We start from the raw sequence: 12,210 nt of genomic DNA, 5'->3' as shown, positions 1-12,210 counted from the left end.
GTGGGCCGCGGGGCAGGGTCCGGCTGCGGGGCCGGGGTGGGCTGCGGGGTCACAGCCCACCATCAGACACCCGTGGTGCCGCCCGGCCAAGCAGAACCGGCGCGCGGACCGGTCAGTCCTCGGCGATCTGCCGGACCTCGGCGGTGATCGTCCAGTAGTCCTCGTGCAGCGACAGGAACCGCTTGGTCCACTCGATCGCCTCGGCCTTGTCCTTGCACTGGCTGATCGAGTAGCCGCCAATGACCTCCTTGGACTCGGTGAACGGCCCGTCGGTGACGGAGAGCTGTCCGCCCTCCCAGGTCACCCGGCTGCCGTCCGAGGTCGGCGTGAGCCCGGCCGTGTCGAGCATGACCCCCGCCTTGGTGATCTCCTCCAGCAGCTTGCCCATCCGCTCCATGAGCTCGGGGCTCGGGCCCTCGGCGGGGGCGTTCTTCTCGTCGATGCGGATCAGGGTGAGAAAGCGCGGCATTTTGACTCCTCGGGGTCTTCGGCCGGCGGGGCTCTTCCCCGCTCTCACCTCTGCGTCGATCGGGAGTACGACGGATCGACATGCGCGCCGGAATTTCTCGAAGATCTTTTCCGGGACACGTCCGCGCAGGTCAGCGCATGCCGCTGCGGGCGCGGGCTCGGGTGCGGGTCAGCGCAGCGACTCCCACAGCCTCCGCGCCTCGGGCTCCTCGGCCACCACCCGGTTGGGATCCCAGGGGGCCTGCACCACGGGCATCATCACCGTCCGTACCCCGCTCGCCGGGAGACCCTGCAGGCTCTGGGCGAGCCGGGTCAGTTCGGCGAGGGAGTCCAGGCCGGTGTCGGTGGTGAGGCCGGCGGTGACCGTGTCCGCGACGCGGTACAGCCTGGCCGGGTCGGTGAGCAGGTCCTGGGTGGCGATCTGCTCCAGCAGGGCCTTCACCAGCTTCTGCTGGAGGCCGATGCGGCCGAGGTCGCTGCCGTCGCCTATGCCGTGCCGGGTGCGGGCCAGCGCGAGCGCCTGGGTGCCGTCGAGGTGGTGGGTGCCCGCCTCGAGCCGCAGATGGCTGTCCTCGTCGGCGATGTCCTCGTCCGTGGTGACGGTGACGCCGCCGAGCGCGTCGACCAGCTGGGCGAAGCCGGAGAAGTCGATCTCGAGGTAGTGGTCCATGCGGACGTTCGTCATCTCCTCGACCGTCTTCACCGCGCAGACCGGTCCGCCGACCTCGTACGCGCTGTTGAACATGGAGTGGTGGGCGACCGCCGTCGGCCCGCCGGACGGGCGCGGGCAGGACGGGCGGGTGACCAGGGTGTCGCGCGGGATGCTCACCACCGTCGCATTGGTCCGCCCGGCGTCGAGGTGGACGACCATCGCCGTGTCGGAACGGGCACCAGAACTGCCCCCGCCGCCGAGCCGGCGGTTCTCCTCGCCACTGCGCGAGTCCGAGCCCAGGACCAGGATGTTCAGGGCCTCGCTCGGCAGGGCCGGGCCCGAGGGCGACGGTGTGGTCACCGGCTTCGGCGGCCGGTCGTCGCCGAGCGCGTTGTCGATGTCGACGCCGGTGATGTTGTCGCTGAGATGCCAGTAGGCCCAGCCCGCCGCTGCGGCGCCCAGCACGAGTGTCCCCGCCAGAGTGAGTCCGGCGATCTTCAGCGCTCTCGACCGCCGGCCCGCGTCCCTGTTTCCGTCCCCGTTAAGTCCCGTCACGGGCAGGAACATAAGTCCGAATTATGACGGGCAGGGGGCCGAGGGCGCCCATTCTTCGGAAATTCTCAGATTTCAGGGCCAGGGCATCTCCGCGGGTGCATCCGAAAGTTTCGGCTGTGTAACCGATTTGCTTCGGCGCAGTGTGGAGGCGTCCGGCACCCGTCACTACAGCACCTACTCCGCCGCGGGCCCCGCCGTGCTGCTGCGCACCACCAGACTCGTCGCCAGCTCCACCCTCGTCGCCGCCTCGGTCCCCTCGTCCCGCCCGAGGTCGAGGACCAGCTTGGCCGCCGCCTCGGCCATCTCCGTCAGCGGCTGCCGTACGGTCGTCAGCGGCGGCCCGACCCACGGCGCCACCGGCAGATCGTCGAAGCCGACCACGCTCAGGTCCTCCGGGATGCGCAGCCCCAGCTCGCGCGCGGCCTCGTACAGCCCGAGCGCCTGGAGGTCGTTCCCGGCGAAGACGGCGGTGGGCCGGTCCGGGCGGCGCAGCAGTTCCAGGCCCCGCCGGTAGCCGGCCTCGTGGTGGAAGTCGCCGGTGGCGATCAGGGCGGGATCCACCGGCAGCCCGGCCGTCTCCAGCGCCGCCCGGTAGCCGTCGATCCGGGCCCGGCTGCACATCATCTGCGAGGGCCCGCTGATCGCCCCGATCCTGCGGTGCCCCAGCTCGACCAGATGCCGGGTGGCGGCGAGGCCGCCCTGCCAGTTGGTCGCGCCGATCGACGGCACGTCGGCGCCGGGGTCGCCGGCCGGGTCCATCACCACGAACGGGATGGAACGACTGGTCAGCAGCGCCCGCTGCGACTCGTCGAGCCCGGACAGCACCAGGATCACGCCGTGCGGGCGGCGCGCGGCGACCTGGTCGGCCCAGGTCCGGCCCGGCGTGAGCCGCCCGGCGCTCTCGGACAGCACGACACTGAGCCCGGCGTCCCGGGCCACGTTCTCCACGCCCCGGATGACCTCCATCGCCCAGGCGCTCTCCAGCTCGTGGAAGACCAGGTCGATCAGGGGCGAGCGGGTCGCCTCGGCACGGCGGCGCCGGTAGCCGTGGGCGCGCAGCAGGTTCTCGACGCGGGACCGGGTGGCCGGGGCGACGTCGGCCCGGCCGTTGAGGACCTTCGAAACAGTCGGCGCCGAGACGCCCGCCTCACGGGCGATCTCGGCGAGCGTCGCGGTCTGCGCGGTGCGCCCCTGCGTCCGGGTCTGCGTCCGGCTTTCAACGGGCTCCGGGGATGTCATGGCGGCGATCGTAACCCTGCCGGCCCCCTTGACGAAGTCCTCACACCGCCATAGGTTCCCGGAACATTCGAAGTTCATAACGAAACATTCGTAGGAACGTTCGTGAGAGGGCCGTCCGTCCACCCGACAGGAGCTTCATGACCACCGCGCCCTGGCGTGATCCCGCGCTGCCCGCCGCCGCCCGCGTCGACGACCTGCTCTCCCGGATGACCCTGGAGGAGAAGACCGCCCAGTTGTACGGCGTGTGGGTGGGCGCCGCGACGGACGGCGACGGAGTCGCTCCGCACCAGCACGACATGACCGTCGAGTACGACTGGGACGAGCTGATCACCCACGGCCTCGGCCAGCTCACCCGCTCTTTCGGCACCGCCCCCGTGGACCCGGAACTCGGCGCGCAGGCCCTGGCGCGTGCCCAGCGCCGTATCGCCGCGGCCGGCCGCTTCGGCATCCCGGCGATCGCGCACGAGGAGTGCCTGGCCGGTTTCACCGCCTGGCGGGCCACCGCCTATCCGGTCCCGCTGGCCTGGGGAGCGACCTGGGATCCGCCGCTGGTTCAGGAGATGGCCCGCCGCATCGGCGAGGACCTGCGCTCGGCCGGCGTGCACCAGGGCCTGGCGCCCGTGCTGGACGTCGTGCGCGATCCGCGCTGGGGCCGCGTGGAGGAGACGATCGGCGAGGACCCGTACCTGGTCGGCACGGTCGGCACGGCCTATGTGCGGGGCCTGGAGTCGGCCGGGGTCGTCGCCACGCTCAAACACTTCGCCGGGTACGCCTCCTCGGCCGGCGCCCGCAACCTCGCCCCCGTGCGGGCGGGGGTCCGCGAGTTCGCCGACGTCACCCTGCCGCCCTTCGAGATGGCCCTGCGCGAGGGCGGGGCCCGCTCGGTGATGGCCGCCTACACCGAGACGGACGGTGTCCCGGCCTCCGCGGACCCCGGGCTGCTGACCCATCTCCTGCGCGAGGGGTGGGGCTTCACCGGCACGGTCGTCGCCGACTACTTCGGCATCGGCTTCCTCCAGACCCTCCACCGGGTCGCCGCGACCCCGGCCGGGGCGGCCCACGCGGCCCTCACCGCCGGCATCGACGTCGAACTGCCCACCGTCAAGTGCTACGGCGGGCCGCTGCTGGAGGCGGTCCGCTCGGGTGAGGTCCCCGAGGAGCTCGTGGACCGCGCGGCCCGCCGCGTCCTGCTCCAGAAGTGCGAACTGGGCCTGCTCGACGAGGACTGGGCGCCCGAGCCGGCCGTGGCGGTCGACCTCGACTCGACGGGCAACCGGATCCTGGCCCGCCGCCTGGCCGAGGAGTCGGTGGTCCTGCTCGACAACCCCGACGGCCTGCTCCCGCTGGCCCCCGACACCCGCATCGCGGTGGTCGGCCCCCGGGCCGCCGACGCCCTGGCCATGCTGGGCTGCTACTCCTTCCCGTCCCACGTCCTGCCCCACCACCCCGAGGTGCCCATCGGCATCGACATCCCGACCGTCCTGGAGGCCCTGCGCTCCGAACTCCCCGACGCCAAGGTGACGTTCGCGCAGGGCTGCGACGTGACGGACCCGGACAACGGGGGCTTCGAGGAGGCCATCGCCCGCACCGCCGAGGCGGACGTGTGCGTGGCGGTCCTCGGCGACCGGGCGGGCCTGTTCGGCCGCGGCACCTCCGGCGAGGGCTGCGACGCGACGGACCTCGGCCTGCCGGGCGCCCAGGGCGAGTTGCTGGACGCGCTGGTCGCCACCGGCGTCCCCGTGGTGCTGGTGCTGCTGACCGGCCGCCCCTACGCGCTGGGCCGCTGGCACGGCCGGCTGGGCGCGGTCGTCCAGGCGTTCTTCCCGGGCGAGGAGGGCGGCCCGGCGGTCGCGGGCGTTCTGTCGGGCCGGGTCAACCCCTCCGGCCGCCTGCCCGTCAGCGTCCCGCGGCTCCCCGGCGGACAGCCCTGGACCTACCTCCAGCCGCCCCTGGGCCTCGCGGGCGAGGTCAGCAACCTCGACCCGACCCCGCTGTACGCCTTCGGCCACGGCCGCTCGTACGCGACGTTCGCCTGGGAGGTGCCCGCCGCCACCGGGCCGGTCGAGATCGGCACGGACGGCTCCTACGAGGTGTCGGTGACCGTCCGCAACACGGGCGCTCGCGAGGCCGCGGAGGTGGTGCAGCTGTATCTGCACGACCCGGTGGCATCCGTGACCCGCCCCGACATGCGACTGATCGGCTACCAGCGCGTGACGGCGGCACCGGGCGACGCGGCCCGGGTGACCTTCCGCTTCCACACCGACCTGTCGTCCTTCACCGACCGCTCGGGCCGGCGGGTGGTCGAGCCGGGCGCCCTGGAACTGAGGCTGGCGGCGTCGAGCGCCGACGTACGGCACACCGCGCACCTCACCCTGACGGGCCCGGTCCGGGTGCTCGGTCCCGACCGGCTGCTGCGCTGCGAGAGCGAGGTGTCGTGAGCCCCGGGCCGGATCCGGTCAGTCTTCGCAGACCGACTCGAACCGCCACCGGTGCACCGCCCGCGTGACCAGTTCCGAGTCCGGCTCCGGCAGTTCGGGCAGCTCGGCGTCGTAGGGCGCGTCCCACCAGGTGATGACGAGGACCCGGTCCTGCGGTGCCCGGAGGAACTCCCGGCGCAGGGGCTCGCGCCCGAGCTCCTGCGCCCGGGCCCAGGCGAGCAGGTCCGCACCCCGCCCGTCGGACGCCCGGGCCTCCCACATCAACGCGACCGTCACGGGTAGAGGTTCTCCTTGCTGACCTCGTGCACATGGTCGTGGTCGTGCCCGGGCACGTGCGGCTCGGTGACCGGCAGGGACGAGTCCGCCGACAGGTCCCAGGCCGACGCCGCCCGGTTGCGGGCGACCATCTCGGCGCCGAGGGCGGCGACCATCGCGCCGTTGTCCGTGCACAGCTTGGGCCGCGGCACGCGCAGCCGGATGCCCGCGGCCTCGCAGCGCTCCTGGGCGAGGCCGCGCAGCCGGGAGTTGGCGGCCACGCCGCCGCCGATCATCAGGTGGTCGACGCCCTCGTCCTTGCAGGCCCGGACGGCCTTGCGGGTCAGCACGTCGACGACCGCCTCCTGGAAGGACGCCGCCACGTCCCGCACCGGCACCTCCTCCCCCGCCGCCCGCTTGGCCTCGATCCAGCGGGCCACGGCGGTCTTCAGCCCCGAGAAGGAGAAGTCGTAGGCCGGGTCGCGCGGGCCGGTCAGACCCCGGGGGAAGGTGATCGCGTTCGGGTCGCCCTCCTTCGCGTACCGGTCGATGACCGGGCCGCCGGGGAAGCCCAGGTTCAGCACGCGGGCGATCTTGTCGAAGGCCTCGCCGGCCGCGTCGTCGATGGTGGCGCCCATCGGGCGGACGTCGGAGGTGATGTCCGAGGACAGCAGCAGCGAGGAGTGGCCGCCGGAGACCAGCAGGGCCATGGTCGGCTCGGGCAGCGCACCGTGCTCCAGCTGGTCCACGCAGATGTGCGAGGCGAGGTGGTTGACGCCGTAGAGCGGCTTGCCGAGGGCGTAGGCGTAGGCCTTCGCCGCGGAGACGCCGACCAGCAGGGCACCGGCGAGGCCGGGACCGGCGGTGACGGCGATGCCGTCGAGGTCGCGGGCGGTGACGCCCGCCTCCTTCAGCGCCCGGTCGATGGTGGGGACCATCGCCTCCAGGTGGGCGCGGCTCGCGACCTCCGGGACGACGCCGCCGAAGCGCGCGTGCTCGTCGACGCTGGAGGCGACGGCGTCGGCCAGCAGGGTGGTGCCCCGGACGATGCCGACGCCGGTCTCGTCGCAGGAGGTCTCGATTCCCAGTACGAGGGGTTCGTCAGCCATTGATCTCGGTTCCTTGTACGGAGTTCTCGGGGGCGGTCAGGCGCATCACCAGGGCGTCCACGTTCCCGGGCTGGTAGTAGCCGCGCCGGAAACCGATGGGCTCGAAGCCGAAGCGCTCGTACAGCTTCTGTGCGCGGACGTTGTCGACCCGGCACTCCAGCATCACCTCGGCGCACTCGAAGTCGCCGGCCGCTCTCAGCAGTTCGGCCAGCAGCCGGCCGCCGAGGCCGGTGCCCCACAGCTCGCGGGAGACGGCGATGGTCTGGACGTCGGCCTGCTCGCCGGTGGCGACCAGACCCGCGTAGCCGACGATCCGGGAGTCGTCCTCGGCGACCACGTACCGCCGGTTGGCACCGGGGCCCCGCGCATGGGCCAGCTCGGACCAGAACATGCCCCGGGACCAGGCGTCCTCGGGGAACAGGTCCCGCTCCAGTTCCAGCACGGAGTCGATGTCCCACCAGCGCATCTCGCGCAGCGCACACGTAACGGGTTCGGTCACTTGGGGGTGACCACCTTGTAGTTCTTGGGGACCTGGGCGTCGGGGCGGCGCAGGTACAGCGGCCGGGGCGCGGGGAGTTCCTCGCCGGCCGCCAGCTTCTCGGCGGCCAGCCGCGCGAGGGCGGCGGCGGACACGTGCTCCGGCTCGTGCGCCTTGGGGAAGGTGTCCGGGTACAGCAGCGCGCCCGCGCCGACCGCGGGCAGTCCCTCGACCTGCTCGGCGATGTCGGCGGGCCGGTCCACGGCCGGGTCGGTGACCCGGGTCCGGGAGTCGCTGTAGCGGGCCCAGTACACCTCCTTGCGGCGGGCGTCGGTCGCGACGACGAACGGGCCCTGAAGGTCGGCGGCGTAGGCGAGGCCGTCCAGCGTGCACACGCCGTGCACGGGGACACCGAGCGCGAGCCCGAAGGTGTCCGCGGTCATCAGGCCGACGCGCAGCCCGGTGTACGGTCCCGGACCGATCCCGGCGACGATCCCCGTGACGGCGTCGAGCCGCAGACCGGTCTCGGTGAAGACCCGGTCGATCGCCGGCAGCAGCAGTTCCCCGTGCCGCCGCGCGTCCACCTGACTCGAGGAGGCGATGACATCGCGTCCGTCGTGCAGTGCGACGGTGACGGCGGGCGTGGCGGTATCCAGAGCGAGCAAGAGCACGCAAACAGCCTACGGCTCTCCGGGGCCCGGCACGGCCGCACCTGTCGGGTCGTCACGTGCTGCTACCGTCACCTACCGTCACGACAGCGATACGACGTGAGGTGGACTCCGGTGTCAGCCAGCAGCTCGGCAATCGTGGCCGGGCTCACCGCCGCGGCCCTCGCGACGGTCGGCCACCTCGCCCATCAGGCGGCCGAGTCCCTCCCCGCCGGTCTGGGCAGAGCGGCGCACGCGGGCGCCGCACCGGCGGCGGGCACGTCAAAGGCGCCCCAGGTGAAGAAGGACCCCAGGGCACTTCCCGGCGACTCGGGCAAGGGCGCCCGGGTGGTGTACTCGCTGCGCGGCGACCGGGTGTGGCTGGTCGCCGGGGACGAGGCGGTCAGCCGTACGTTCGAGGTCGACCCGAGCGCGGTGGACCCGGCGCCGGGCAGCTACTCGGTGACGTCCCGCTCGAACTTCGTCACCGGCTCCGACGGCGTCCCGGTCGAGCACGTGGTGCGCTTCGCGACCGTGGACGGCGTGGTGATCGGCTTCAGCTCGGCCGTGGGGGGCCCGAGCGCCTCCGCCCCGGCCCCCGACCCGAAGGCCCGCACGGGCGGCATCCGCGAGTCCCGCGCGGACGGCGACGCGATGTGGACGTTCGCGACGATCGGCCGCACGGTGGTGGTGGTCCCCTAGGAGCGGCCGTCCGGGTCGGTCCTAGGCCGCTTCACGGTGCTCGGGGACCCGATCCGAGAACTCGGGGTCGGGAGCGCGCGGGGGCGTGGAGATCAGCGCCGCCGCCTCGCCGGCCGCCAGCAGGTCACGCATGGACACCCCGGCGACCGCGAACCGCTGCGGCTGCCCCTTGCTCTCTGTAGCCGACATGGACGCCTCCCGAAGGGCCGGGGCAACGAAGTTAGGCACACCTAACTACGGACTGGATACCATGTGACCACGCACGAGACGCCGGACGCAACATCTTGCCGACGTCTTGTCGGAACGTTCATCAAATGACCGCACACCCGGACTCACCCGGGGGCTTCGGGCGGCGAGTACTCGGGCAGAACGCGCTCAGGCGGCAAGGACTCAGACAGAACGCGCTCAGGCGGCCAGCACGCTCAGATCCGCCTCGGCCCAGCGTTCCCCCAGACCGGTGACGGTCATCTGCCGGACCTCGTCGGTCGTGTCGCCCACGGCCCGGTGGATCACGACCTGCAGCCGGTCCTCGGTCAGCTCCTCGACCTTGCCCTCGCCCCACTCCACGACCACCACGGAGTCGGGCAGCGAGACGTCGAGGTCGAGGTCCTCCATCTCGTCCAGACCGCCGGAGAGGCGGTAGGCATCGACGTGGACCAGCGGCGGTCCCTCGCCCAGCGAGGGGTGTACCCGGGCGATCACGAACGTCGGCGAGGTGACGGCCCCGCGCACGCCGAGTCCCTCGCCCAGCCCACGGGTCAGCGTCGTCTTGCCCGCGCCGAGTTCCCCGCTGAGCATCACCAGGTCACCGGCGCGCAGCAGTTTCGCGAGCCGGCGGCCCAGCTCCCGCATCTGCTCGGGGGACGTGACGACGATCTGGACGGATCCGGACTCAGCCGGGCTGTGCGGTGCTGGTGCTTCCATAGCCCTTCACGGTAGCCCCTGCGGGCACGGCACCCGTGCGGGTGAGCAGGTCGGCGAGGCGGTCGGTGACCACTTCCGGGTGTTCCAGCATCACCAGATGGCCGGCGTCCGGGACCAGCACCAGCTCGGCGTCGGGGAGCAGATCGGCGATGGCCTCGCTGTGCTCACTCGGAGTGACCAGGTCCTGCACCCCGGCCAGGACGAGCACGGGCAGCTCCGCGAAGTGGGCGAGCGCCTCGGTCTTGTCGTGGTCGTTGAACGCCGGGTAGTACTCGGCGACCACGTCGATCGGCGTGCTCTCGATCATCCGCTCGGCGAACCGGGCGATGGCCGGGTCGACGTCCCGGGACGCGAAGGAGTACCGCTTGATGATCCCGGCGAACAGGTCCGCGGTCGCCCGGCGCCCCTTCTCCACCAGCTCGGCCCGCTGCCCCAGCGCCTTCAGCACTCCGGGCAGCACCCGCCGCACCGCGTTGACCCCGGCGACCGGCAGGCCGTAGTTGACCTCGCCGAGCCGCCCCGAGGACGTCCCCACGAAGGCGACCCCGACGACCCGCTCACGGATCAGCTCGGGGTACTGGTCGGCCAGCGCCATGACCGTCATGCCGCCCATGGAGTGCCCGACGAGCACGAGCGGGCCCTCGGGGGCCGCCGCGTCGATGACGGCCTTGAGGTCGCGGCCGAGCTGCTCGATGGTGATCGGCTCGTCGTCCCGCGTCTGGGCCAGGCCCCGCCCGGACCTGCCGTGGCTGCGCTGGTCCCAGTGCACGGTCCGCACGACGCCCCGCAGGGCCGCCCGCTGGAAGTGCCAGGAGTCCTGGCTGAGGCAGTAGCCGTGGCTGAAGACCACGGTGACGGGAGCGGGCGGCTTGCGGCCGAAGAGCCGCCGGCGGCGCGGGCCGATGGCGGCGGGGGCGGCCTCCGGGTCGAGGTCGTCGACCTCGTAGTACAGCTCGGTGCCGTCGTCGGCGAACGCCTTGCCCGGCATGCCGCGCAGCGAGCCGTACGGCCCGGCCGAGTCCAGGGCGAGCCGGGCCTTCTGGCGCATGCCGCGGCCGACCGTCATCCGTTCCAGGGCGACACCGGCGGCCGCGCCCGCGGCCACCACGCCTATCGCCACGCCGGCGACACCGGTCGCCCGGCGCCAGCCTCCCGCCGCCCCCGCGGCGGAGGCCGCGACGGCCGCGGAGGCGACGTCCGCGACGACCTCCGCACTGCTCTCGCTCACGTACCGCTCCTCTTCGCCGGGGTTCCGGTCGGGTGCCGCACCGGGCCCGGTGAATCGGTGGGCCCGGTGTTGCCGATGTTGTCAGGGTGCCCGGTGTTCCTCGCGTGACGGGTTCCCCGTCCGAGTCACCTGTCCCGTTCCTCATTCACATAGACGCGAGGAACGCGCTTTCCGATCCGGGTCACGATCTCGTAGGCGATGGTTCCGGCCGCTTGGGCCCAGTCCTCCGCGGTGGGCTCCCCGCGGTCCCCGGGCCCGAAGAGCACCGCCTCGGCCCCCGCCGCGGGCTCGTCGCCGCCCAGATCCACCACGAACTGGTCCATGGCGACCCGCCCGGCGATCGTGCGCCACTTGCCCTCGACGAGGACCGGCCCGGCCGAGGAGGCGTGCCGTGGGATGCCGTCCGCGTAGCCCAGCGGCACCAGGCCGAGGGTGGTCGCTCCGGGTGTCACGTACCGGTGGCCGTAGCTGACGCCGTGCCCGCCCGGTACGCGCTTGACCAGGGCCAGCGAGGCGGACAGCGTCATCACCGGGCGCAGCCCGAAGTCGGCCGGGGTGCCCAGCTCGGCGCTGGGCGAGATGCCGTAGGTGGCGATGCCGGTGCGGACCAGGTCGAAGTGGCTCTCGGGCAGCGTGAGAGTGGCCGGCGAGTTGGCGATGTGCCGGACCTCGGGCCGTACGCCCTGTCCCTCGGCGTACGCGAGCATGTCGCGGAACACGCCGAGCTGGGCGGCGATGGAGGGGTGCCCGGGCTCGTCGGCGCAGGCGAAGTGCGACCACAGCCCCGTGACGCGGAGCAGCCCCTCGGCCTCGGCCCGCAGTGCCGCACCGACCAGCGCGGCCCAGTCGTCCCCCGGCTGGCAGCCGTTGCGCCCGAGCCCGGTGTCCGCCTTGAGCTGGACGCGGGCGGGCCGGTCGGCGCCCCTGGCCGCCTCGACGACCTCCTCCAGGGCCCACATCCCGCTGACGGACACGTCCAGCTCGGCCTCGATCGCCTCGCGCCACGGTCCGCCGGGCGTCCACAGCCAGCACATGATGCGCCCCGGCAGCCCGGCGGCCCGCAGGGCGAGGGCCTCCTCGGGCGTGGCCGTCCCCAGCCAGCTCGCCCCCGCGGCGACAGCCGCCCGGGCACACGGCACGGCCCCGTGCCCGTACGCCTCGGACTTCACCACGGCCATCACTGCCGCGCCCGGCGCATGGGCGCGCAGAGCCCGCACATTGGCCCGCAGTGCGGCCAGATCGATCTCGGCACGGGCCCGCAGGGGCGCGGTCGGGGCTGTTCTCTCGCTCATCGCGCCCAGTGTCTCAGAGCCCCCGGACCCCACTGCGACGGCAGGCCCACCACCGGGCCGGCGACCGCCGCAGGCCCACCCGATCACAGACTGCCCCCCTCGACCTGTGGAAAAACCCGGCGCGCCCCGTCCCCCGGCACGCGTCGCGTATGCGCACTACCCTCGGTGCTCATGAGCGACAGGCACATCAGTCAGCACTTCGAGACGCTCGCGATCCACGCGG

The 12,210-nt window shown here is 73.1% G+C and carries 13 protein-coding genes; 2 read left to right on the top strand and 11 right to left on the bottom strand.

All coding sequences use genetic code 11. The annotated features are described in order from the left end of the window. Positions 1–112 precede the first annotated feature (112 nt). From K4G64_RS35175 to K4G64_RS35165, 3 genes are all read right to left on the bottom strand, one after another. Positions 113–469 (bottom strand): YciI family protein, encoded by a 357-nt coding sequence (locus K4G64_RS35175; RefSeq protein ID WP_033311567.1) that lies wholly within the window; start codon positions 467–469, stop codon positions 113–115. Positions 470–637: 168 nt separating this feature from the next. Beyond that, a complete protein-coding gene (locus tag K4G64_RS35170) occupies positions 638–1,687 on the bottom strand; it encodes an LCP family protein (RefSeq protein ID WP_221759955.1) in 1,050 nt (349 codons plus the stop codon). 162 nt (positions 1,688–1,849) lie between these two features. Then, complete coding sequence (locus tag K4G64_RS35165; protein ID WP_221759954.1) at positions 1,850–2,914, bottom strand: LacI family DNA-binding transcriptional regulator; 1,065 nt, start codon at positions 2,912–2,914, stop codon at positions 1,850–1,852. A 137-nt stretch (positions 2,915–3,051) separates the two neighbouring features. Between K4G64_RS35165 and K4G64_RS35160 the strand changes: the two genes are divergently transcribed. Further along, the gene (locus K4G64_RS35160; RefSeq protein WP_221759953.1) at positions 3,052–5,352 is read left to right on the top strand and encodes a glycoside hydrolase family 3 N-terminal domain-containing protein; all 2,301 of its coding nucleotides are present in this window, start codon (positions 3,052–3,054) and stop codon (positions 5,350–5,352) included. Between the two features lie 18 nt (positions 5,353–5,370). On the opposite strand, the gene K4G64_RS35155 is transcribed toward K4G64_RS35160, so the two are convergent. Genes K4G64_RS35155 through tsaB form a run of 4 tightly spaced genes read right to left on the bottom strand, consistent with a single transcriptional unit; the run spans position 5,371 to position 7,865 of the window. After that, the gene (locus K4G64_RS35155) at positions 5,371–5,628 is read right to left on the bottom strand and encodes a hypothetical protein (RefSeq protein ID WP_221759952.1); all 258 of its coding nucleotides are present in this window, start codon (positions 5,626–5,628) and stop codon (positions 5,371–5,373) included. Beyond that, positions 5,625–6,716: a tRNA (adenosine(37)-N6)-threonylcarbamoyltransferase complex transferase subunit TsaD gene (gene tsaD / locus K4G64_RS35150; protein ID WP_221759951.1), complete on the bottom strand. Its 1,092-nt coding sequence runs from the start codon at positions 6,714–6,716 to the stop codon at positions 5,625–5,627. The genes K4G64_RS35155 and tsaD overlap by 4 nt, the downstream gene beginning before the upstream one ends. Further along, a complete protein-coding gene (gene rimI, locus K4G64_RS35145; protein WP_308122572.1) occupies positions 6,709–7,215 on the bottom strand; it encodes a ribosomal protein S18-alanine N-acetyltransferase in 507 nt (168 codons plus the stop codon). Before rimI ends, tsaD begins: the two co-directional genes overlap by 8 nt. Then, a complete protein-coding gene (gene tsaB, locus K4G64_RS35140) occupies positions 7,212–7,865 on the bottom strand; it encodes a tRNA (adenosine(37)-N6)-threonylcarbamoyltransferase complex dimerization subunit type 1 TsaB (protein WP_221759950.1) in 654 nt (217 codons plus the stop codon). Before tsaB ends, rimI begins: the two co-directional genes overlap by 4 nt. A 111-nt stretch (positions 7,866–7,976) precedes the next feature. Between tsaB and K4G64_RS35135 the strand changes: the two genes are divergently transcribed. After that, the gene (locus K4G64_RS35135) at positions 7,977–8,543 is read left to right on the top strand and encodes a hypothetical protein (RefSeq protein ID WP_221759949.1); all 567 of its coding nucleotides are present in this window, start codon (positions 7,977–7,979) and stop codon (positions 8,541–8,543) included. A gap of 21 nt (positions 8,544–8,564) precedes the next feature. Here K4G64_RS35135 and K4G64_RS35130 read toward each other — a convergent pair whose 3' ends face one another. The 4 genes from K4G64_RS35130 to alr form a co-directional block, all read right to left on the bottom strand. Beyond that, positions 8,565–8,732 carry a hypothetical protein gene (locus K4G64_RS35130; RefSeq protein WP_190902111.1) on the bottom strand — a complete coding sequence of 56 codons (168 nt, stop codon included), beginning with the start codon at positions 8,730–8,732 and terminating at the stop codon, positions 8,565–8,567. 216 nt (positions 8,733–8,948) lie between these two features. Beyond that, a complete protein-coding gene (tsaE, locus tag K4G64_RS35125) occupies positions 8,949–9,467 on the bottom strand; it encodes a tRNA (adenosine(37)-N6)-threonylcarbamoyltransferase complex ATPase subunit type 1 TsaE (protein WP_030854610.1) in 519 nt (172 codons plus the stop codon). Further along, positions 9,436–10,695, bottom strand: a complete 1,260-nt coding sequence (locus K4G64_RS35120) for an alpha/beta fold hydrolase (protein ID WP_221759948.1) — start codon at positions 10,693–10,695, stop codon at positions 9,436–9,438. Before K4G64_RS35120 ends, tsaE begins: the two co-directional genes overlap by 32 nt. Positions 10,696–10,820: 125 nt before the next feature. Continuing rightward, on the bottom strand, positions 10,821–11,987 hold the full coding sequence (gene alr, locus K4G64_RS35115) for an alanine racemase (protein ID WP_221759947.1): 1,167 nt from the start codon (positions 11,985–11,987) through the stop codon (positions 10,821–10,823). Positions 11,988–12,210: the final 223 nt, after the last annotated feature.

The sequence above is a fragment of the Streptomyces sp. WAC04114 genome, assembly GCF_019733245.1.
Taxonomy (GTDB): Bacteria; Actinomycetota; Actinomycetes; order Streptomycetales; family Streptomycetaceae; genus Streptomyces; species Streptomyces massasporeus_A.
Note: the sequence above shows the minus strand (reverse complement) of the source record. Positions and strands in the feature narration are given on the sequence as shown.